The organism is Foliimonas ilicis, assembly GCF_039939195.1.
In the GTDB taxonomy this organism is placed as follows: Bacteria; Pseudomonadota; Alphaproteobacteria; order Rhizobiales; family Rhizobiaceae; genus Foliimonas; species Foliimonas ilicis.
This window is the reverse complement of the sequence record NZ_JBDUUH010000009.1, coordinates 164,347-185,397: the sequence shown is the minus strand read 5'-3', so window position 1 is coordinate 185,397 and position 21,051 is coordinate 164,347. Positions and strand designations below refer to the sequence as shown.

The window sequence follows — 21,051 nt, the reverse complement described above, 5'->3', positions numbered from 1 at the left end:
CATGCACGGTATATCTGATCGTCGCATTTTTGGACATTACACAGTCGATACCAAAGACATCGGCGACAAATCCGGAAGATCCTAATTATCACCCATCTTGAGCGCCTGGATGAAGGCTTCCTGCGGAATGTCGACCTTGCCGAACTGCCGCATGCGCTTTTTGCCTTCCTTCTGCTTTTCCAGAAGTTTGCGCTTGCGGCTGACGTCGCCGCCATAGCACTTGGCGGTCACGTCCTTGCGCAGTGCCGAGATCGTTTCGCGCGCGATGACGTTTCCGCCAATCGCCGCCTGAATCGGGATCTTGAACATGTGCTTGGGGATCAGATCCTTGAGCTTTTCGCACAGATCGCGCCCGCGCTTTTCGGCAGCCGCACGGTGCACCATCATGGATAACGCATCGACCGGCTCGCTGTTGACCAGCACCGACATCTTGACGAGGTTGCCCTCGCGGTAATCCGACAGATGATAATCGAACGAGGCATAACCCTTCGAAATCGACTTCAAGCGGTCATAGAAATCGAAGACCACTTCGTTGAGCGGCAGATCGTAGGTCAGCATGGCGCGCTTGCCGACATAGGACAGATCGACCTGAATGCCGCGGCGGTCCTGGCAGAGCTTGAGGATCGAACCGAGGTAGTCATCAGGTGTCAGGATCGTGGCGCGAATCCACGGCTCCTCGATCGAAACGATCTTGATGACGTCGGGCATGTCGGCTGGATTGTGCAATTCCTGCACCGAACCGTCGAGCATGTTGAGCTTGTAGACCACGGAAGGCGCAGTCGCGATCAAATCGAGATCGAACTCGCGCTCAAGCCGTTCCTGAATGATTTCGAGATGCAGCAGCCCAAGGAAGCCGCAGCGGAAGCCGAAGCCGAGAGCCGCAGACGTTTCCATCTCAAAAGAGAAACTCGCATCGTTCAGGCGAAGCTTGCCCATCGCGGCGCGCAAATCTTCGAAATCGGCAGCATCGACCGGGAACAATCCGCAGAACACGACAGGCTGCGCGGGCTTGAAGCCGGGCAGCGCCGATGTCGTCGGGCGACGGTCTTCGGTGATCGTATCGCCAACGCGCGTATCGGCCACTTCCTTGATTGAAGCGGTGATGAAGCCGAATTCGCCGGGGCCGAGTTCATCCATCTGGACCATCTTCGGCGTAAACACGCCGACGCGCTCGACCGGATAGCGCGCATTCGTTTCCATCATACGGATGGTCTGGCCCTTCTTGAGCACGCCATCGATGATGCGCACCAGAACGATGACGCCGAGATAGGTATCATACCAGCTATCGACCAGCATCGCCTTCAGCGGCGCATCGCGGTCACCTTCACGCGGCGGCGGAAGCTGGTTGACGATGGCTTCCAGCACATCGGGAATGCCGAGGCCGGTCTTGGCCGAAATCATGACGGCCTGAGAGGCGTCGATGCCGATGACTTCCTCGACCTGTTCGCGGATGCGCTCCGGCTCGGCGGCGGGCAGATCGACCTTGTTCAGCACCACGACGATCTCGTGATTGTTGTCGATGGCCTGATAGACATTGGCCAGCGTCTGCGCCTCGACGCCCTGGCTGGCATCGACCACGAGAAGCGAGCCTTCGCAAGCCGACAGCGACCGCGAGACTTCGTAGGCGAAGTCGACATGGCCGGGCGTGTCGATGAGGTTCAGAACATAGCTTTCGCCATTGTTGGCCTTGTAGTGCAGACGCACGGTCTGGGCCTTGATGGTGATGCCGCGCTCGCGCTCGATATCCATCGAGTCGAGCACCTGTTCCTTCATGTCGCGCAATTCCAGCCCGCCTGTGGACTGGATAAGCCGGTCGGCAAGCGTCGACTTGCCGTGGTCGATATGAGCGACGATGGAAAAATTTCGGATGTGGTCGAGTGGTGTGGTCATGAGCGGCGTTTAGCAGGGGCGTTAACCTTCGACAAGATCATCCGCACCCGCAAAACAAAACGGGGCGCAAGAAGCGCCCCGTTTGCATGGATTATAAGCAGATTTACTGCTTTTTCAGCGCATAGGCGACGATGTAATCGCCCCGATCCGGCGATTGACGCGCGCCGCCTGCCGAGATCACCACGAACTGACGTCCGCTTTCGGGCGAAATATAGGTCAGCGGGGTGGCCTGGGCACCGACCGGAAGACGGCCTTTCCAGAGCTCCTCGCCGGTCTTCACATTCAGCGCGCGCAGATAATAATCCTGCGTGCCCGCGTAGAAGACGAGACCGCCGGCTGTCGTTGCCGGACCGCCGAGCGTCGGCATGCCGATCGGAATAGGCAGACCCGTCTTCATGCCGAGCGGACCCGTATCCTGCAAGGTTCCAGCCGGAACCTGCCAGACGAGCTGGTGCGATTTCAGATCGATACCGGAAATCGTGCCATAAGGCGGCTGGTGACAAGGAACGCCGAGCGGCGACATGAAGCCGTTCTTCAATGCACCGTAAGGCGTGCCGAGCTGTGTGCCCAGACCGTCATGGGCCGCGGACGGACCGTAATTGTCCGCCTCTTCACGCGGCAGCAGGATCAGGAACTGCGGCATGCGGATGTCGTTGACGATCAGCAGGCCGTTTGCTTCGTCGATCGAGGCGCTGCCCCAGTTCATCCCGCCATAATAGCCCGGATAGATAAGCGACATGGTCGTTCCGGGAGGCGTGAATTCGCCCTCATAGCGCATCTTCTTGAATTCGATGCGGCAATAGAGCTGATCGTAAGGCGTAGCACCCCACATGCGCGCTTCGGTGAACGGCTCCGTGCCGATGGAAGGCATGCCGACCGAATAAGGCTGGGTCGGCGAAAGCGTTTCCTCCGGAATGCCGCCTTCCTGCGGTACGGGGCGTTCCTCGACCTCGGTGATCGGCTTGCCGTCGCGACGGTCGAGCACGAAGATCTGCCCGCGCTTGGTGACTTGGACAAGGGCCGGAACCGTTTCGCCGCCTTCGCCGGGCATATTGTAGAGCGCCGGCTGGGAGGGAACGTCATAGTCCCATACGTCGTGATGCACGGTCTGGAACTTCCAGCGTTCGCGGCCGGTCATTGCGTCGAGCGCGACGACTGACGAGCTGTACTCATTGGCCTCCTTGCTGCGATGCACGCCATAGAAATCGGGCGTCGCATTGCCTGTCGGCAGGTAGACCAGACCTAGTTCGTCGTCATAGGCAGGCGTTGACCAGACGTTCGGCGTACCGCGCGTATAGCTTTCGCCTGCCGGTGGCTCCTTGGTGATCGCCGGATTGCCGAGATCCCACGCCCAGACCAGCTCGCCGGTGCGGGCGCTGAAGGCACGAACCGCACCGGAAGGCTCGCCGGTTTCGACATTGTCCCAGACCCAGCCGCCGACCATGATGAGATCGCGCATGACGGTGGGAGCGGACGTCTGGAAGTAGAAGCCGTCCTTGACGTCGCCCATGCCCTGCTTGAGATCGACCGTGCCGCCATTGCCGAAATCCTGGCAAAGTTCACCGGTCTTGGCATCGATCTGGATCAAACGCGCATCGATCGTGGTGAGGACGATGCGGGCAGTACAAGCCATCGTCGGAGCGGGAGCAGCGGCAGGCGGAACCACCACCGGCTCATAATAGCTGACACCACGGCAACGCTGCCAAAGCGGCGACTTTGCCTGCGGATCGAACTTCCAGCGCAATTCGCCGGTCTCGGCATTCAGCGCATGAACGATGTTGTGCGAGGTGCAGGCATAGACCGTATCGCCGACCTGAAGCGGCGTGTTCTGGTCCTCTGAGCCCTTGATCGCCGGATCGCCGGTCCTGAACGTCCAGGCGACTTCGAGATCCTTGACGTTTTCGACATTGATCTGATCGATCGGCGCATAGCGCGTGCCATGCGGGGTACGGCCATAATGGCGCCAGTCCGTGCCTTGATCGGCAACATCCGCCACGGCAGCCGCCGTACCGCCCGCAAATGCATTGCGGGTGACTTCATGCGGCGAGAAGGCAAACACGCCGGTCGCGATCAGCCCGATCACCAGCAAGGCTGCCAGCGCGAAAGGCCCGCCTTTAGCGGGGCGCGTGATGCCCTGGCTTGGGAAGTACGGAGAAATCAACAGAACGATGATCGCCAGCACCGCCGGTGCGACGAGGCGCGGGATAAGCGGCCAGAAGGAAAAACCTGCTTCCCATATTGCCCAGATAATCGTCGCCAGGAAAATCGCTAGATACAGCCAGACGCCGATCCGGCTGCGGAAGAAAAACAGAATGCCGGTGAAGCCGAGGCCGATGCCCGCAATCACGTAATACCAGGAACCGCCCAGCATCGCGAGCTGCACACCGCCCCAGATCAGGGGAAGCGCGAACAGGATGAAAAGCACGCCGACAACAGGAATAAGCCAGCCGCCGGATCTACGGGAGCCTCTTGCAGACAGTCGATTTGACATTGGTATCCTCATGAAACCATGGCTCTTGCCGGCCGGATAGGTGGGCGGAGCACAACCAGGGGACGATTTTCATCAGAAAACAAAGCACTTTGGCAAGGGCATTCGGCCAAAGCTCAGGCCTGCGATAAAAATCGATTGCATATTATTAGATTGCAGACAAACAATTGGCAATGAGCCAAAACAACGGGGAACGCGCAATAATCGGCCATCTTCTCGTAGGCGTGGCGCGCCTCTGGCGTCGTGCGGCCGATCAGGCGCTGGACGATTGCGGCCTCTCGCATGCAACCGCGATGCCCCTCCTCGCTCTCTCACGTCTCGGCGGCAGCGCACGGCAAGGCGTCGTCGCGGATTATGCCGGGCTGGAAGGCCCGTCGATCGTGCGGATAGCTGATCGCTTGCTGGCGGAGGGTCTGGTCGAGCGAAACGAAGACCCTGAGGATCGGCGCGCGAAGCTGCTGACGCTAACCGAAAAGGGCAGCAAGCGCGTCGGCGAAATCGAAGACATTTTGCGGGATCTGAGGCAGCGCCTTTTGAAAGACCTCGACGATGACGATCTACACGCGACAGCGCGTGTGCTGCGCGCGCTGGAAGCCTCGCTTATCGGCTCAGAAATCCAGCGCTGAGGCAGATATCAAGAAATCGACTAGTACAGGTCGCAAGGACAGCTTGACGGTCGTTCGGGTTGAGATCAGGAAAGCTTCAGACACTTTTCCTTGAGAGGACATGCGCTTTGAGCATTTCGGGACTGCTGCAGCTTGCGGCCTCTACGATCATATTCCTGCTGGCCGCAACCGCCGCAAAGTCATGGGCGCTTCAGCCGGGAATGGGAAAGCTCGTTCTGACGCTGTTTCTTTATTCTGCCGGCAATCTCATCATGCTCAGGCTGGTGCGCGAATTCGGCATGGCCGCAGCTTTCAGCCTCTCTGCGGTGATCCAGCTTATCGCGATAAATGTCATCGCGATTCTTGTGTTCAACGAGCATTTGAACGCCTATCAAAGCGGCGGCATCGTGCTGGCTATTTTTGCAGTGGGCCTGATCACCTTCGGACCCTATTTGTCGGGACGATAATTAAATTTCCGCGGCAAGAGGCATAGTTTTGGAGAAATTTCGTATTCTTTCCGGCAAAATCGAATTTCCGGTTCTGCTGGCATGCCTCATCATCGCATTGGGCGTGTGGGGTTTCGTGGAACTCATCGATGTCGCCCGCGAGACGACCCCGCACAGCTTCGACACGGAAATCCTGCTGGCATTCCGCACGCCGGGCCAGCCCGACAATCCCATCGGGCCATTCTGGATGGAAGAGGCGGTGCGCGACATAACCAGCCTCGGCAGCGTTAGCGTGCTGCTGGTCATCACGCTCTCGACCATTTTCTACCTGCTCATCCAGCGCAAATTCGCTGCTTCGCTGTTCATCGCCGTCGCCGTCATCGGCGGGCAGTTGCTGAGCAGCCTTTTGAAGCTCGGCGTCGACCGCCCGCGCCCCGACCTCGTGCCGAAATTGATGGAGGTTCACACACTGAGCTTTCCGAGCGGCCACGCGATGCTTTCGGCGGTGATCTACATCACGCTGGGTTCGCAACTCGCCAATCTGATGCCGGACCGCATGAGCAAGATTTACGTTCTGTCGGTCGCGCTTCTCGTCACGGTGATGGTCGGCATCAGCCGCATCTATCTCGGCGTTCATTGGCCATCCGACGTGCTGGCCGGATGGTGTGCGGGCCTTGCCTGGGCGATGCTGTGCTGGCTGATTGCACGTTATCTGATCGGGCAGAAGCCGGGTTCGCATAAAAACACCAAAGGTTAGAGTCCTTCACTTTCTCTGGATAGAAACGCTGGCGGGACAGCGCCCCCCTCTGTCCTGCCGGACATCTCCCCCACAGGTGGGGAGATTGGCTTACACAAATTTTGGCTTTCATTCTGCGAGGTTAGCGATTGGTGCCGAGCGCTAATGAAGGAGTAATCTCCCCACCCGTGGGGGAGATGTCCGGCAGGACAGAGGGGGGCGCCTCGTGATTCCGTCAAAAAAAGGACTGCTTTAGCGTTCTCACATCAGGCGCAATTCCCCTCCACTTCGTCCTTCTTGACTTTAATCAATCGATTGATTAAATTTAGGGGATGAGCAAGCGAACCACCACTTCAAAGCCACCACGAGGTGCCGCCGCTGAAGCCACGCGCACGGCCCTCACCCTGACCGGCCTTTCGCTGTTCGGGCGCCAGGGCTTCGAAGGTACTTCGACCCGCGAGATAGCCGCCGCGGCAAACGCCAATATTGGCAGCATCGCCTATCATTTCGGCGGCAAGGACGGGCTTCGCGAGGCGGTGGCCGACCATATCGTCGCGACTATCCAGATGATTGCCGCGCAGGCTCTGGAGGCCGCACCCAAACCGCCCGAAGACGCGGCAGGTGCACAGGAACAACTGACCTCGGCCATCCACAATATGGTGGATTTCGTCGTCGTGCAGCCCGAAGCGGGCGACATCGTGCAATTCATCCTGCGCGAGATGGCGCAGCCCTCGCCCGCACTCGACCGCATCTATAATGGCGTGTTCGATCCCGTTCATCGGCGGCTCTGCGCCATATGGGAACTCGCAACCGGCGAGCCTGCCGAAAGCGACCGCACGAAGCTCACCGTTTTCACGATGCTCGGCCAAATCATCTATTTCCGCATTGGCAAGGAAGCTGTGCTGCGCCGCATGGGCTGGACCGACATCGGCAAGCGCGAGGCAGGTATGATCACCGAGGCCGCGCGCGACAATCTCAACGCGATCATAGCAAGCCGGACTGGAGGAAAATCATGAGCCTGATTTGCGCAATCCCGCTTGTCGCATCCTTTTTTTCGGCCTGCGCACCGGCAGCGCCTTTGGCGGTCGGCTATGTCGAGGGCGATTTCGTGCAGCTTGCGCCGATCGAGGTTGCGCAGGTGCAGGCCGTCTCCGTGCGCAGGGGCGAACGGATCGAGACAGGGCAAAAGCTTGTCATTCTTGAAGATTCAGACGCAAAGATCGCCGTTTCGCAAAGTGAGGCAGCACTCGATCAGGCAAAGGCGCAACTGGCCGATCTTCAGGTCGGCAGACGACCGGAAGAGATCGCCGTTCTCGACGCCGCACTTGCCTCGGCTGAGGCGCAGGCAGAAGAGGCAAGGCGCGTGGTCGCCCGCACGAACGATCTTCGCGGGCGCGGCGTCGCCGCACAGGCAAATCTCGATCAGGCGCAGACCTCGCTTGAAACTGCGCAGGCGCAGGTTGGCGAAGCCCGCGCGAATCTCAATGTCGCAAAGCTTCCCGCCCGCGAGGAAACGATCAAGGCTGCGGAAAATCAGGTGAAGCAGGCTGAAGCCGCGCTCGAACAGGCAAGGTGGCGTCTGTCGAAGCGCGTGCTCAATGCGCCTTCCGCTGGCCGTGTCGACGATGTCGTGCGCAATCCCGGCGATACGGCAGGACCATCCGCGCCGGTGCTTTCGCTTCTGCCGGATGGGGCCGTACGGCTGAAACTCTATCTGCCGGAAACGCGGTTTTCCTCGATCAAGGTCGGCTCGGTGCTCGACGTGCGCTGCGATGGCTGCCCGGAAGGGCTGAAGGCGCGCGTCAGCTATGTTTCGCCCGATCCCGAATTCACCCCGCCGGTGATCTACTCGCTCGAAACACGCCAGAAGCTCGTCTACCTCATCGAAGCGCTACCGGAAGGCGAGGCCAGCCCGCTGCAGCCGGGGCAGATCGTCGATGTGTCGCTTGCCGAAGGCGCTGAGTGATGAATGTCATCGAGGTCAACAATCTCGTCAAACGCTTCGGCGAAAAGACCGTTGTGGACCATGTGTCCATGCAGGTCGCGGAAGGCGAGATCGTCGGCTTCCTCGGCCCAAACGGATCAGGCAAGACGACGACCATCCGCATGATGTGCGGGTTGCTCACCCCCGATGAAGGTGACGGGCGCGTGCTCGGCTTCGACCTTCGGCACGAAGGCTATAAGATCAAGCGCGAAGTCGGCTACATGACCCAGAAATTCTCGTTCTACGAGGATTTGACGATTGCCGAAAACCTTCAATTCGTCGCGCGGCTCTACGGGTTGAAGCCCGTTTCCAAATATATCGATGAAACGCTTGCTGATCTCGGCATGGAAAGCCGGCGCGACCAGTTGGCGGGCACGCTTTCGGGCGGCTGGAAGCAGCGGCTGGCGCTGGCCGCCTGCATCATGCACAAGCCGAAACTTCTCCTGCTCGACGAGCCGACCGCAGGCGTCGATCCGAAAGCGCGGCGCGAGTTCTGGGATGAAATCCACCGGCTGGCGCGCGGCGGGCTGACCGTTCTGGTTTCCACCCACTATATGGACGAGGCGGAGCGCTGCCATCGCATCAGCTATATTTCCTACGGCAAGATGCTGGCCACCGGCACGGTGGACGAGGTGGTGAAGAATGCGGGCCTGACGACCTTCATCGTCAGCGGGCCGCGCCTCAATGAAGTGGCGTCGAGCCTCGAAGGCAAACCCGGCATCGATCAGGTCGCCCCCTTCGGCGCGACGCTGCATGTCGTCGGCTCCGACGCCGCAAAGCTGGAAGCCTCGCTGGAAGACGTGCGCAAGCTGGACGGCATCACCGTTACGCCCGGCGAAACCAGTCTTGAAGACGTGTTCATTCAGTTCATGGCCGGGTCGAAGGACAATATGTCATGAACCGCATGTTCTCATTCGGCCGTCTCGGCGCGCTGCTCGCGAAAGAATTCATCCAGATGCGCCGCGACCGCGTGACGTTTGCAATGATGCTCGGCGTGCCGCTCATGCTGCTTATCCTGTTCGGCTTCGCGATCAACAATGATCCGAAGGGCTTGCCCGCAGCACTGGTCGCGACCAGCAACGACAATTACACGCGCGCCATGGTCTCCGCACTTCAGACCACCGGCTACTACCGTTTCGACCATGTGGTGGGGAGCGCCGCTGAGGCGGAATTGCTGATGGCGCGCGGCGATGTCGTCTTCGTCGTCACCATACCGTCCGACTTTGCGCGGCGCATCGCGCGCGGCGACAATCCGCAAATCCTGATCGAAGCGGACGCGACCGATCCATCGGTTGCCAGCGGCGCGATCTCGACGCTCAGCACCGTGGCGCGGCAGGCATTGCTGCGTGAAAAAGGCACCAGTGCCGAAGAGGCCGACGCCGAAAAAGCGCAACTCGAAGTCGTCGTGCACCGGCGCTACAATCCCGAAGGCATATCGCAATACAACATCGTGCCGGGCCTGCTCGGCGTCATATTGCAGATGACCATGGTGATGATGACTTCCATGGCGCTGACGCGCGAAACCGAACGCGGCACGATGGAAAATCTGCTTGCCATGCCAGCCAGCCCGGCAGAAATCATGCTCGGCAAGGTGTTGCCCTATGCCTGCGTTGGCGCGGTGCAGGTGGTCGTTGTTCTGGTCGCCGCAAAGCTTCTGTTTTCGGTGCCGTTCTTCGGCAGCCTGCCGCTTCTTCTCTTCGCGATCCTCGTCTTCGTGCTTTCGCTCGTGCTGCTCGGCTACACGATTTCCACCGTCTCGCGCACGCAGATGCAGGCGATGCAGCTAACCTTCTTTTTCTTCCTCCCCTCGATCCTGCTTTCGGGCTTCATGTTTCCCTATCTCGGAATGCCTGGATGGGCGCAGATGCTGGGCGAGATTTTCCCGCTGACGCATTTCCTGCGCATCATCCGCGCCGTCATGCTGAAAGGCGCCGAGTTTCCGGCAGTCGCTGGCGAGATCGGCGCATTGGCGATATTCGTCGCCATATTCGCATGTTTCGCGCTGCTGCGCTTCCGGCGGACATTGGATTAACCGAGCAGGACCTTCTTGCGCTTGTCGCCACCGGCCTTTCGCCAGGCATTGAGACGATGCGTGGCCGCCGCGAAGGAAATCTTCATGGCGCGGGCGACCGAATAGCGGCTGCTGCCCTTGTCAAACATGCGGTAGCAGGTTTCCACGCCTTCGGGCGTCAGCTTGCCATCGCCGGTCTTGTTGCGCGGATCGGCAGGGTCGAACTCGCCAACCGGCGGCTGGAGCATGCCTTTCAGCCTTTCGAGATCGGCCTCGATGCTGGCGATCAGATCGAGCACTGGTTGCGGGTCGAATGCGGGGGCCTGCTTCTTTGCCTGCATCGGGAGCGTCCTTCATGAGCGGTGAACTGCAATTCATATAGACTAAGATTTACCTATAATAAGATGCGATCCCGCGAAAAAATCATTCGACACGCATCCTCACGAAACAATTGACTGCCGCCGCTCGAAATCCTACTTTAGAATTATTCTAAACTAGGATTTTTCAGTCATGCTTTCGCGGATGCTCGGCTTCGGACGCCGGTCTTTTTCAACGCTTTCCGAACAGGAAATTCTGGCGCTCGCAATTTCATCCGAAGAGGATGACGGGCGCATCTATCGCTCCTACGCGGACGGAATCCGGGAACAGTTTCCACAATCGGCGAAGATTTTCGATGAAATGGCCGAGGAAGAAGACGGCCATCGCGCAGCGCTTATTGATCTGCACCGCAAAAGGTTCGGCGAGCGGATACCGCTCATCCGGCGCGAGCATGTTCGCGGTTATTATGAGCGCAAACCGGATTGGCTGGTGCGACCGCTCGGCATCGATCATGTGCGCAACCAGGCCGAAGAGATGGAGCGACAGGCGCGGCTCTTCTACAGCGAAGCAGCCAAGCAAACGCCGGATGCGGCGACGCGCAAATTGCTGGGCGACCTGGAAGCTGCGGAAAGCTCGCATGAGACGCTCGCGCACAAGCTGGGCCTCACCCATGTCAACGAGGACGTGAAGGCCGAGGAAGGCGAGACCGAGCGCAAGCAGTTTATCCTGACCTATGTCCAGCCAGGATTGGCAGGGTTGATGGACGGCTCGGTATCGACGCTCGCGCCGATCTTCGCCGCCGCCTTTGCCACGCATGACACGTGGCAGACATTTCTGGTCGGCCTCGCGGCATCGATCGGTGCGGGCATCTCGATGGGCTTCACCGAAGTCGCATCCGATGACGGCAGGCTTTCAGGCCGGGGTTCGCCCATCAAACGCGGCCTGACCACAGGCATAATGACGGCGCTCGGCGGGCTGGGACACGCTTTGCCCTATCTGATCCCGCATTTCTGGACCGCGACTATTTTGGCTGGCTTCATTGTCTTCGTGGAGTTGTGGACCATCGCCTACATCCAGAAACGCTATATGGAAACGCCGTTTATGCGGGCGGCATTTCAGGTGGTGCTTGGCGGCGCGCTGGTGCTTGCGGCGGGTATTTTGATCGGGAATGCGTAACAAGAGCCCCCACTCCGTCCGCTTCGCGGCCACCTCTCCCCCGAAACGGGGGAGAGGAAAGCAATGGAACTGATGGTGTTACTTGGCTCCCTTCCTCTCCCTCACGAAGTGGGGGAGAGGTGGCCGCGAAGCGGACGGAGTGGGGGCACTTTGCAACGTCTCCGCCACCTACCCCGTATGCACCTCAAGACTATCCGCCGGCACTTCGTCCCGCCGAAACATGCCATAATCGCGAACGACATGGGCGATGCGGAGCCGGTAGTCTTTGAACACGCCGCCGCGTCCTGCCGCCTGCGCATGACGATGCTCTTCCGTGTTGCGCCACGCCTTCACCGCTTCCTCATCGCGCCAGAAGGACAGCGAGAGAACGCGGTTCGGGTCGGACAGGCTCTGAAACCGCTCGATCGACAGAAAGCCATCCATTCCATCGAGCAGCGGCCTGAGATCGGCGGCGATGCCAAGATAGGCGTCGCGCTTTCCATCAGCTGGAGTCACTTCAAAAATTACGGCAATCATGTCCCGCTTCCTCCCGAAATCAATGGCGCGTGCGGAGCCGATGCGAGCTTGAGGAAAATCCGGTCCTCACGATGGATGAATTTCCGCTCCTTCGCAAAAGCATAGTTCGCCTTGCCCAGAGGATCGGCTGAAAGACGCGCGCGATAGGCCTCATAGGCTGCGAGATTTTCGATGTTGTAAACCCCGTAGGCTGTCGTCGCGGACCCCTCATGCGGCGCGAAATAGCCGATCAGATCGGCCCCGCAGCGCGGTATCGCCTCACCCCAGTTGCGGGCATATTCCTCGAAATCAGCTTTGCCGAACGGATCGATTTCGTAGCGGATGAAGCAGGTGATGCTCATTTTTCGTCTCCTGTGATGTTGCCGGAAACTACCGCACTCACCCGCCGCGACGTTTCGATCCGCGTCGAAGCATCGGCGTGCCGATCTGCCGTAGATTGAGAATACCAGAACGGTTTTGCGCATTCGCGATCCGCCTCCGCTTGTGAAATGCCGATGTCGTTCAGCAAGTGTGTTTCGAGTTCGGCAAGGGTCTGTCTTTGAAGCCAACGGTCATAAAAGCGCGAGAGCGCTTTGAGGGCAGTCAGGAAAATGGCTTTCGGTCGATCCAGCATTTTCGGTCTCCTAAAGCACTATCGATAGACCTTGCCCGACGACAATGCTTCGATTACCATCGAACTATTCAGGAGATGCAAAAATGAAAGACGGACCGGACATTGCGCGCATTGCCAGCCTGATCGGCGACCCTGCCCGCGCCAACATGCTGACGGCACTCATGGGCGGCGCCTCGCTCACCGCGTCCGAACTGGCGCTTGAGGCGGGCGTCACGCTACCGACCGCGAGTTCGCATCTCGGCAAGCTGACTGATGGCGGCCTGCTCAAGCTATCGACGCAGGGGCGGCATCGCTATTTCAGCCTGTCGGGACCGCAAATCGCTTCGATGCTGGAGGTGATTATGGGTGTCGCCGCCGAAGTCGGCCCAAAGCGCGTGCGTCCCGGCCCGCGCGAGGCAACGATGCGCGAGGCGCGTGTCTGCTACGACCATCTGGCCGGTGAACATGCCGTGCGCATGCTGGACGGCTTCATCCAGCGCGGGATAATCGAGCGAAGCGGCGACAGGCTTTCAGTCGGAACTGCTGGTCAGGTGTTTTTCGACAAAGTCGGCATCAACGCGTCCGCCCTGACAGGGCAAAGGCGTCCCGCCTGCCGTGCCTGCCTCGACTGGAGTGTGCGGCGCTCTCATCTTGCCGGATCATTGGGAGCCGCGATCCTCGACAAGATATTGTCCGAGAAATGGGGGCGACGCGAGAAGGACAGCCGCATAGTGGCATTCACCCCGCCCGGCAAGCGTGCTTTCGAAGCCGCCTTTCTGCCGAAGCCATGAAAAAGGCCGGCATATGCCGGCCTTCTCGTGAGACTGCAGATATTATTCGGCTGCCTGCAGATTGATCTTGGCATTCGCCATTTCGGACAGCTTCTTGTCGGTCGCCTTCTCTTCCTTGAGGTTTTCCTCAAGAACGGCGGCGCAATCGTCACGGCCGAGCTGTCTTGCCCAGGCAACAAGGGTACCATAACGCGTCATCTCATAATGCTCGACCGCCTGAGCGGAAGCGATGAGTGCTGCATCCAGAACCTGCTTGTCGTCGATATCGCCGCTGACCTCGTCAGCCTCTTCCAGAATACCATCGATAGCCGGGCAGTTAACCGCCTTGGCCTTGACGCCGTGCATTTCGAACACCTGCTCGACACGCTGGATATGGCCCTTCGTTTCCTGAAGATGCTTCTGGAAACCGGCCTTCAAAGATGCGTCAGTCGCCTTTTCCATCATTTTTGGCAAGGCTTTTTCGATCTGCTTTTCAGCATAATAGATATCCTGCAGCGTATGCACGAAGAGGTCGTCGAGTGTCTTAATATCTTTCGAAAAGAATCCCATGGCTTGCGCCTTTCCTGTCCTGTTTATGGTTGATTTTGGCAGGTGCGCCGCACCCTCGTTGGGGCACTCTGTCGGGTCGGGATGATCTCCCGGCTCGCTAAGGCAACGCGGCGACATGGGGCCGGTTCCGTCACTTTTGACAGATTGATCGCGGAATTTAGAATCTCCTTCGAGAGGGCAACTCAGAACGCTGCTTTCGCTCAGCCTCACCACCTCAAAAAACTGTGGCGCATAAGCAACAGAAACGAGTTCTTTATTTCTGCTCCGGAGAGCGTACGAATCTACCGCAATTCCGCCATTGTGGAGCGCATTTTAGGTGAAAGATTAATTTCGTGTTCACCAACTATTCATGCGTGGCCGGTATGGTCGAACACGAAGTCGGAAGGGACATCCGAGGACAGGAATTGGAAGATGTTTGTTTTGAGTAGTTTCATGCGTTTTGCATCGACGATCCGTGAATTCGTCGCGCCGACCTATCGGCCGGAACGCCACTATATGCGCGGCCCAGGTCCTGCCTGTGCGCGTCGCGGCGCGCGCCTTATTCAGGGCCAGATGCAGCTCGGCTAAAAGCGCCGGCACACGCCAGCGTGATCGCGCGGCGCTTTTCTCTCCTCTCACGCAATCCTATGTTGGTTCCGGTAACAATCGGAACCGTAGCGTGAGCGAAACAGACGACCTTTCGAAAAATCCCCAATCACTGATCGTCTTCGATGGCGCGTGCATCATGTGCTCGGCCTTCGCGGATTTCATCGTCCGGCATGATCACAAGAAGCAGTTCCTGTTCACCACTGCGCAGTCGCCCTTGGGCTTGAGCCTTTACACGCAATACGGACTTCGTACCGACATTTACGAGACCAACATCGTCATCATCGACGGTGTGGCGCATCAGAAGATGGGCAGTTTGATTGCCGCGCTCGATGCGCTGGGCTGGCCGTGGCGCGCCGTCAGCGTGTTGAAGCTGCTGCCGAAGCCTCTGCGCAATACGCTCTACGATTTCATCGCGCGAAACCGGCACCGGTTTTTCGGGAAAAAGGACAATTGCGATATTCCATCCGCAGCGTTGCGCGCAAGGATTGTCGAGTAGGGGCGTTCATTTTAGATAGAAACGATGGCGGGACAGCGCCCCCCTCTGTCCTGCCGGACATCTCCCCCACGGGTGGGGAGATCAGCTTTCATCTAAGATTTCGCAACCCTTCCTCGCCAGTTAGCCGCCGCCGACAGCGGACGGCTAATCTCCCCACCTGTGGGGGAGATGTCCGGCAGGGCAGAGGGGGGCGCCTCGTGATTCCATCAAAACAGAAAATGCTCTAATTCGCATCAATTGGCATCGCAGACCGAAAGCTCTATCGCCTCCCCCGCCTCGCCTCCAAACTCCATGCAATCGCCATCAGCGCATAGTCGCCAGCCGGAGCCTGTCGCTCCCGAAGCCGCCAGGGAGACGCTTTGTCGTGGCGGAATGGCGGGCGTGTAGACCCACCAGCCATCTTTCAGAACCGCCCCCTCCGGCGGATCGATGCCGGCGCCTGAGCCTTTGACGCGCGCCTCCACGACCTCGAGCCCGGATGCAGCGACGCGCCAGTCTTCCTCCCAGCGCGTCTTTTCGATCGAATGCGTCCAGCTCAGCGTGAACGCCGTTGCCGCCAGAACGGTCATCTTTCCGGCGGCAAGAATGCACAGGCTCATGTCGTGACCGGTTCGCCACCCTTCTTACCGCCGCGCACCCGCCACCAATGGAAGGCCACCACTGCGATGCCGAGCGCAAAACCGATTTCGTCGGTTAGCGGCAGATACAGGATCAGGCAGACACCGGCGACGAAGGCCAGGAGGCGTTCGATTATGGTTGCTCGCCCGAACAGGAAGCCGACCACGGCAACACCCCACAAGGCAATGCCGGAACAGGCCTTGATGAAGACATAGGCGACTTCGACCGGGTAGCCCCATGCTTCGGCCATCGGGCCGGCATCCTGCAGCATCAGCGCCGGCGTGTAGACCGCCATGAAGGGCACGATGAAGCCCGCCGTGGCCAGCTTGGTCGCCTGTATCGAAATCTTGAGGCCCGACGTTTTCGCCATCGGTGCCGCCGCGAAGCAGGCGAGCGCCACCGGCGGCGTCAGATCCGCCATGATGCCGAAGTAGAAAACGAACATGTGGCTGACGATCAGCGGCACGCCGAGTTCCAGAAGTGCAGGCCCGGCAAGCGACGAGGTGATGATGTAGTTCGGGATCGTCGGGATGCCCATGCCCAGGATGAGGCAGGTTATCATCGTCAGCACCAGCGACAGGAAGAGATTGTTCTCGCCGATTGCGATGATGAAGCCGATGAAGGTCGACGCGATGCCGGTCAGCGTCAGAGTGCCGATGACGAGGCCGACGATCGCGCAGGCTATGCCGACGGGCAGCGCGTTCTTTGCGCCTTCCGCCAGCGAGTCGCGGCAGATCAGCAGCGTTTCGCGCCCGCCCTTGAAGAGAAAACACGCAACGACCAGCGAGCCAATAACCAGAGCCAGAATGTTGACGCCGAAGCGCATGAAGGCCGCAGCAGCAAGCCCAAGCGCCACCCAGAACACCATCCGGAATGCAAACGGGCCGATGAGTGCTGCAAGCGGCGTGCCGAGGATGAGCACGACCACCAGGGCCAGACCCATCGTGCCCGCGAAAATCGGCGTATAACCAGCAAACAGCAGATAAACCAGCGCACCAAGCGGCAGCATCAGCGGCCAATGCAGTTTCACCGCCAGCCACGGATTCGGCAGCGAGGCCTTGTCCATACCCTTCAAACCGGCTTTTCCGGCTTCCAGATGAACCATCCAGAAGCAGACGCCGAAATAAAGAACTGCGGGAATGAGCGCGGCCTTCACGACCGACGAATAGGGAACGTTGAGTGTTTCGGCCATGATGAAAGCCACGGCCCCCATGACCGGCGGCATGATCTGCCCGCCCATTGAGGACGTCGCCTCCACCCCGCCCGCGAATGCGGATCGGAAGCCGAAACGCTTCATCAACGGGATGGTGAACTGCCCGCTCGCCACGACATTGGCGACGCCTGAGCCGGAGATCGTTCCCATCAAGGCCGACGACAATACGCAGACCTGCGCCGGGCCGCCACGCCATGAGCCGACGAGGCCCAGCGCAAAATCGTTGAACAGCGCCAGCATACCGGCGCGTTCGAGGAAGGCTGCAAACACCACGAAAATGAAAATGTAAGCCGCCGAAACATAGATCGGCGTGCCGTAGATGCCTTCGGTGCCGAAGGCGAAATGCTCGATGATCTGCGCGAAATCATAACCGCGATGGATGAAGGGCGCGGGCAGGTAATTGCCGAAAAAACAATAGGCCAAAAACAGGCCCGCAATGATGGTGAGCGGCAGGCCCATAAGCCGGCGCGCGCCTTCGAACACCAGCACGATGAGAGCCGTGCCGACAACCAAATCTAGCGTCGTCAGGAAGCCGCTGCGATGGATGAGCGGTACATACTCGACCCAATTGTAGATGCCGGTCAGGAAACCAAGAATGCCGAGCGCCCAGAACCATGCTTTTCCGGCAGGGGTTTTCGCCACGAGATTGCCGAGCAGCGCAAAACCGAGAAGCAGCAGGAAGCCGACATGCATGGCGCGCACGACCTGGCTCGGCAAGGTGCCATAAGCGGCGGTCCAGAGCTGAAACAGCGAGAAGGTGAAGGCGATGCCGAAGGCAATGCGCCCGGTCAGCCCTTCTCCGAATCCTGCCGGAAGCCCTTCGATGGGTTCTTCCGCGGACTGCGTGATGATCGTCTGTGTCGGCTGAATGTCGCTCATGCGTCTTTCCCGAAAAGAAATGCGAAAACCTCAGCCGTTCGGCCTTTTAGATGCACATAAATCCGCTTGAAGACTGCTTGAGAATTCGCCCTGCCGAGTCATATGGCGTGGTTTTTGAGAACCGGAGCGGAGCGTACATTTAGGTACGTGAGCACCGGAAGCGCAGAAAACCACGTCAGATGGCCGGCAGGGTAGAATTTGCAAGTAGTCTTACTTCAGCAGGCCTTTTTCCTTGTAATAGCGCTCGGCGCCCGGATGGAGCGGCACCGGCATGCCATCAAGCGCCTTGGCCGGATCGATGGCCTTGGCGGCAGCATGCGAGGCAACCATCTGCGGAAGGTTCTCGAACAGCAGCTTGGTCATCTGGTAGGCCGTCTCTTCCGACACGCCTTCATGCGTGATCAGGAAATTCCCGACCGCTGCGGTTTCCACGTCCTCGTCCTGACCGTCATAGGTTCCGGCGGGAATGACGACCGGCAGATACGGCGTGCCGATCTTCTCGACGTCCGCTGAAGGCACAGCCACGACATTGATCGGCAGCGAGGTAGCAAGGTCGCGGATCGAGGCGACACCGAGGCCAGCCGATTGAAGCGTCGCATCAAGCTGGCGGTTCTTGATAAGCTCGACCGATTCCGCGAAAGGCAGATATTCGGTCTTGCCCATATCGCTGTAGCTCATGCCGGCCGCTTCGAGAATTGCGCGCGCATTGAGTTCAGTGCCGGATGCAGGCGCGCCGACCGACAGGCTCTTGCCCTTCAGATCGGCCAGCGTCTTGATGCCGGATTCGCGCGAAGCGACGATCTGGATGTAATTCGGATAGATCGCGGCAATGCCGCGCAATTTGTCGAGTTTTCCTGGAAAGCCCGCTTCCTTGTCGCCTTCCCAGGCGAGTTTTACGGAATCGCCAAGCGAAAACCCGATTTCGCCCTTGCCTTGCTGCAGCAAATTGAGGTTTTCGACCGAAGCCTTGGTCGCCTGCACCTGCGTACGTGCGCCCTCGATACCCTTGGCGTAGATTTCCGACATGGCAACGCCGAGCGGGTAGTAGACGCCGCTGGTACCGCCGGTCAGAACATTGATGAATTCCTGCGCCTTGGCAGGAACGGAACCAAGACCGAGCGAAATGACAACCGCTCCGGCGGCAAGCAACCGGGTTTTCAGATTGAGCATGCAGTTTTCCTCCCTGCAATCCGTGCGTCGCACCACTCCCGATGGCGCGCTCACGGCATTGTTAGACAGGGAAAACCAAATGCCAACCTGAAAAGCGACGGGCTGCTACTTTGGAACTATAGGTAACAGGGCGCGGAATTCTCAGAAACCGCGCCCGGTTTGTCCTTATGCTCCAAGACCATCGAAAAGAATCGTCGAGAGATAGCGCTCGGCGAAGGAAGGAATGATGATGACGATGTTCTTTCCGGCATTCTCCGGGCGAGAACCGACGACGATCGCGGCCTGCAAAGCGGCGCCTGAAGAAATGCCGACCGGCACGCCTTCGAGGCGGGCAACGAGGCGCGCATTGGCGATTGCATCGTCGTTCGAAACGGTGACGATCTCGTCGTAAATCGTGGTGTCGAGGATTGCCGGTGCGAAGCCAGCGCCAATGCCCTGAATCTTGTGCGGGCCGGGCTGGCCGCCGGAAAGAACGGGCGACGCTTCCGGCTCGACGGCAACCACCTGAACGCCCGGCTTGCGCTTCTTCAGCACCTGCCCAACGCCGGTGATCGTGCCGCCCGTGCCAATGCCGGAAATCAGAATATCGATGCTGCCCTGCGTGTCGTTCCAGATTTCTTCCGCCGTCGTCTGGCGATGGATTTCGGGGTTGGCCGGGTTTTCGAATTGCTGCGGAATGACCGCATCGGGGATCGTTTCAGCCAATTCGGTCGCCTTGGCAATTGCGCCCTTCATGCCCTTCGCGCCCTCGGTCAGCACGAGTTCGGCGCCCAGAAGCGCCAGCATCTTGCGGCGCTCGATCGACATGGTTTCCGGCATAGTCAGGATAAGCTTGTAACCCTTGGCGGCGGCGGCGAATGCCAGCGCGATACCGGTATTGCCCGATGTCGGCTCGATCAGCGTCGTCTTTCCGGCTGTGATCTTGCCAGACACTTCCAGCGCCTCGATCATCGCAACGCCGATGCGGTCCTTGACGCTGGCAATCGGATTGAAGAATTCGAGCTTGGCCAGAAGATTGGCGACGACGCCCTTTTCCTTGGCGAATTTGTCCAGCCGAACCAGCGGCGTATCGCCGATCGTATCGGTGATGGAATCGAAGATGCGTCCGCGACCGGGCGTGTGGGCCGGTAAAGAGTTGCTCATTGTTTTCTCCAATCTCTCGCCCGAATGCGGCGGCGTTTCCAAAACCCGAAAGGGATCGCCGGACGACCCGGCGCAAAGTTTGCCTAAAGTAGGATTCTTTTTCGGGAAAACCGAGTGGATGAACTTCCGCGTTTCTGCGATTTGAGAAATCAGATTCTCATTTTTGGATATTTTGGAGAATTATTCCGCTTCGAGCCCTATTGGCGGGCAGCAATTGCCGCCGCAGCACCCGCCATGAAAACGGCTGCCGTCTTGTTGAGCGCGCCAAGCGCACGCGGCGAATGAAGAAACCAGCGCGCTTTTGCAGCCAGCGCCAGATAAGGCACAAGCACGATCAACAGAACAATCGCCGTCAGCGCGGCAAGAATTCCATAGTCGCCAATCGTGATCGTGCGCAGATCGACCAGCGTCGGCGTCAGCGCCAGATAAAAGATCATCGTTTTCGGATTGCCGAGCGTCAGCAGATAGCCGGAGAAGAAGCTTGCGGCGAAACCCTTCCTGCCCTTCTGCGCAGCGATGGATTCGGCAGTTATGCCACTCGTCCAGAGCTTCCAGGCGAGATAGCCCAAATAGGCGACGCCCAGCCATTTGATGACGAGGAAGACCATGCCGAAAGTCTGTGCAACCAAGGCCAGTCCAAGCACGACCGCCGTCAGATAGGTCAGGTCGCCGAAGATCAGCCCGAGCGACATTGCCAGTGAAGAGCGAAATCCCGAACCCAGTGCGCGCGCGACAAGGGCGGTGACGCCCGGTCCGGGTATGGCGGCGGCCACCGCGAGAGCAGCGCAATAGGCAAGGAAACCGGCGAACGTCATGATCGTACTTTCAAGGCTGGAATTGCG

Annotated in this window: 23 protein-coding genes; 11 read left to right on the top strand and 12 right to left on the bottom strand. The window is 59.2% G+C overall.

All coding sequences use genetic code 11. From position 1 onward, the window contains the following. Positions 1 to 81 precede the first annotated feature (81 nt). Both lepA and ABFT80_RS19275 read right to left on the bottom strand, forming a co-directional pair. On the bottom strand, positions 82 to 1,890 hold the full coding sequence (gene lepA, locus ABFT80_RS19280) for a translation elongation factor 4 (RefSeq protein ID WP_347973556.1): 1,809 nt from the start codon (positions 1,888 to 1,890) through the stop codon (positions 82 to 84). A 103-nt stretch (positions 1,891 to 1,993) separates the two neighbouring features. Beyond that, positions 1,994 to 4,381 (bottom strand): membrane-bound PQQ-dependent dehydrogenase, glucose/quinate/shikimate family, encoded by a 2,388-nt coding sequence (locus ABFT80_RS19275; RefSeq protein ID WP_347973555.1) that lies wholly within the window; start codon positions 4,379 to 4,381, stop codon positions 1,994 to 1,996. Between the two features lie 170 nt (positions 4,382 to 4,551). On the opposite strand from ABFT80_RS19275, the gene ABFT80_RS19270 reads away from it, so the two are divergent. From ABFT80_RS19270 to ABFT80_RS19240, 7 genes are all read left to right on the top strand, one after another. Beyond that, positions 4,552 to 5,004, top strand: a complete 453-nt coding sequence (locus ABFT80_RS19270; protein WP_347973554.1) for a MarR family winged helix-turn-helix transcriptional regulator — start codon at positions 4,552 to 4,554, stop codon at positions 5,002 to 5,004. A 107-nt stretch (positions 5,005 to 5,111) separates the two neighbouring features. Further along, positions 5,112 to 5,450 (top strand): hypothetical protein, encoded by a 339-nt coding sequence (locus ABFT80_RS19265; RefSeq protein ID WP_347973553.1) that lies wholly within the window; start codon positions 5,112 to 5,114, stop codon positions 5,448 to 5,450. A gap of 28 nt (positions 5,451 to 5,478) precedes the next feature. Then, positions 5,479 to 6,186 carry a phosphatase PAP2 family protein gene (locus ABFT80_RS19260; RefSeq protein ID WP_347973552.1) on the top strand — a complete coding sequence of 236 codons (708 nt, stop codon included), beginning with the start codon at positions 5,479 to 5,481 and terminating at the stop codon, positions 6,184 to 6,186. A gap of 311 nt (positions 6,187 to 6,497) precedes the next feature. Next, on the top strand, positions 6,498 to 7,181 hold the full coding sequence (locus ABFT80_RS19255; RefSeq protein ID WP_347973551.1) for a CerR family C-terminal domain-containing protein: 684 nt from the start codon (positions 6,498 to 6,500) through the stop codon (positions 7,179 to 7,181). Further along, a complete protein-coding gene (locus ABFT80_RS19250; RefSeq protein ID WP_347973550.1) occupies positions 7,178 to 8,131 on the top strand; it encodes an HlyD family secretion protein in 954 nt (317 codons plus the stop codon). Before ABFT80_RS19255 ends, ABFT80_RS19250 begins: the two co-directional genes overlap by 4 nt. Then, on the top strand, positions 8,131 to 9,048 hold the full coding sequence (locus tag ABFT80_RS19245) for an ABC transporter ATP-binding protein (protein WP_347973624.1): 918 nt from the start codon (positions 8,131 to 8,133) through the stop codon (positions 9,046 to 9,048). Before ABFT80_RS19250 ends, ABFT80_RS19245 begins: the two co-directional genes overlap by 1 nt. After that, on the top strand, positions 9,045 to 10,181 hold the full coding sequence (locus ABFT80_RS19240) for an ABC transporter permease (RefSeq protein WP_347973549.1): 1,137 nt from the start codon (positions 9,045 to 9,047) through the stop codon (positions 10,179 to 10,181). Before ABFT80_RS19245 ends, ABFT80_RS19240 begins: the two co-directional genes overlap by 4 nt. Here the strand turns inward: ABFT80_RS19240 and ABFT80_RS19235 are convergent. After that, positions 10,178 to 10,501 carry a hypothetical protein gene (locus tag ABFT80_RS19235; protein WP_347973548.1) on the bottom strand — a complete coding sequence of 108 codons (324 nt, stop codon included), beginning with the start codon at positions 10,499 to 10,501 and terminating at the stop codon, positions 10,178 to 10,180. The genes ABFT80_RS19240 and ABFT80_RS19235 overlap by 4 nt on opposite strands. 169 nt (positions 10,502 to 10,670) lie before the next feature. Between ABFT80_RS19235 and mbfA the strand changes: the two genes are divergently transcribed. Then, a complete protein-coding gene (gene mbfA / locus ABFT80_RS19230) occupies positions 10,671 to 11,654 on the top strand; it encodes an iron exporter MbfA (RefSeq protein ID WP_347973547.1) in 984 nt (327 codons plus the stop codon). Positions 11,655 to 11,822: 168 nt separating this feature from the next. On the opposite strand, the gene ABFT80_RS19225 is transcribed toward mbfA, so the two are convergent. Genes ABFT80_RS19225 through ABFT80_RS19215 form a run of 3 tightly spaced genes read right to left on the bottom strand, consistent with a single transcriptional unit; the run spans position 11,823 to position 12,783 of the window. Further along, on the bottom strand, positions 11,823 to 12,170 hold the full coding sequence (locus tag ABFT80_RS19225) for an antibiotic biosynthesis monooxygenase family protein (protein WP_347973546.1): 348 nt from the start codon (positions 12,168 to 12,170) through the stop codon (positions 11,823 to 11,825). Continuing rightward, positions 12,167 to 12,511 (bottom strand): NIPSNAP family protein, encoded by a 345-nt coding sequence (locus ABFT80_RS19220; RefSeq protein ID WP_347973545.1) that lies wholly within the window; start codon positions 12,509 to 12,511, stop codon positions 12,167 to 12,169. Before ABFT80_RS19220 ends, ABFT80_RS19225 begins: the two co-directional genes overlap by 4 nt. Next, positions 12,508 to 12,783: a DUF1127 domain-containing protein gene (locus tag ABFT80_RS19215; protein WP_347973544.1), complete on the bottom strand. Its 276-nt coding sequence runs from the start codon at positions 12,781 to 12,783 to the stop codon at positions 12,508 to 12,510. Before ABFT80_RS19215 ends, ABFT80_RS19220 begins: the two co-directional genes overlap by 4 nt. A gap of 83 nt (positions 12,784 to 12,866) precedes the next feature. On the opposite strand from ABFT80_RS19215, the gene ABFT80_RS19210 reads away from it, so the two are divergent. After that, positions 12,867 to 13,553, top strand: a complete 687-nt coding sequence (locus ABFT80_RS19210) for an ArsR/SmtB family transcription factor (protein ID WP_347973543.1) — start codon at positions 12,867 to 12,869, stop codon at positions 13,551 to 13,553. A 42-nt stretch (positions 13,554 to 13,595) separates the two neighbouring features. Here ABFT80_RS19210 and ABFT80_RS19205 read toward each other — a convergent pair whose 3' ends face one another. Beyond that, complete coding sequence (locus ABFT80_RS19205; RefSeq protein WP_347973542.1) at positions 13,596 to 14,102, bottom strand: YciE/YciF ferroxidase family protein; 507 nt, start codon at positions 14,100 to 14,102, stop codon at positions 13,596 to 13,598. Between the two features lie 432 nt (positions 14,103 to 14,534). On the opposite strand from ABFT80_RS19205, the gene ABFT80_RS19200 reads away from it, so the two are divergent. Then, complete coding sequence (locus tag ABFT80_RS19200) at positions 14,535 to 14,669, top strand: hypothetical protein (protein ID WP_347973630.1); 135 nt, start codon at positions 14,535 to 14,537, stop codon at positions 14,667 to 14,669. 91 nt (positions 14,670 to 14,760) lie between these two features. Continuing rightward, on the top strand, positions 14,761 to 15,186 hold the full coding sequence (locus ABFT80_RS19195) for a thiol-disulfide oxidoreductase DCC family protein (protein ID WP_347973541.1): 426 nt from the start codon (positions 14,761 to 14,763) through the stop codon (positions 15,184 to 15,186). A gap of 233 nt (positions 15,187 to 15,419) precedes the next feature. Here ABFT80_RS19195 and ABFT80_RS19190 read toward each other — a convergent pair whose 3' ends face one another. The 5 genes from ABFT80_RS19190 to ABFT80_RS19170 all read right to left on the bottom strand — a co-directional run bounded on the left by ABFT80_RS19190 (position 15,420) and on the right by ABFT80_RS19170 (position 21,024). Next, positions 15,420 to 15,785, bottom strand: a complete 366-nt coding sequence (locus ABFT80_RS19190) for a DUF1850 domain-containing protein (protein ID WP_347973540.1) — start codon at positions 15,783 to 15,785, stop codon at positions 15,420 to 15,422. Beyond that, on the bottom strand, positions 15,782 to 17,896 hold the full coding sequence (locus tag ABFT80_RS19185) for a TRAP transporter permease (protein WP_347973539.1): 2,115 nt from the start codon (positions 17,894 to 17,896) through the stop codon (positions 15,782 to 15,784). Before ABFT80_RS19185 ends, ABFT80_RS19190 begins: the two co-directional genes overlap by 4 nt. A 210-nt stretch (positions 17,897 to 18,106) precedes the next feature. Beyond that, on the bottom strand, positions 18,107 to 19,066 hold the full coding sequence (locus ABFT80_RS19180; protein ID WP_347973538.1) for a TAXI family TRAP transporter solute-binding subunit: 960 nt from the start codon (positions 19,064 to 19,066) through the stop codon (positions 18,107 to 18,109). 165 nt (positions 19,067 to 19,231) lie between these two features. Continuing rightward, positions 19,232 to 20,209 carry a cysteine synthase A gene (cysK, locus tag ABFT80_RS19175; protein ID WP_347973537.1) on the bottom strand — a complete coding sequence of 326 codons (978 nt, stop codon included), beginning with the start codon at positions 20,207 to 20,209 and terminating at the stop codon, positions 19,232 to 19,234. Between the two features lie 197 nt (positions 20,210 to 20,406). Continuing rightward, a complete protein-coding gene (locus ABFT80_RS19170; protein WP_347973536.1) occupies positions 20,407 to 21,024 on the bottom strand; it encodes a LysE family translocator in 618 nt (205 codons plus the stop codon). Positions 21,025 to 21,051: the final 27 nt, after the last annotated feature.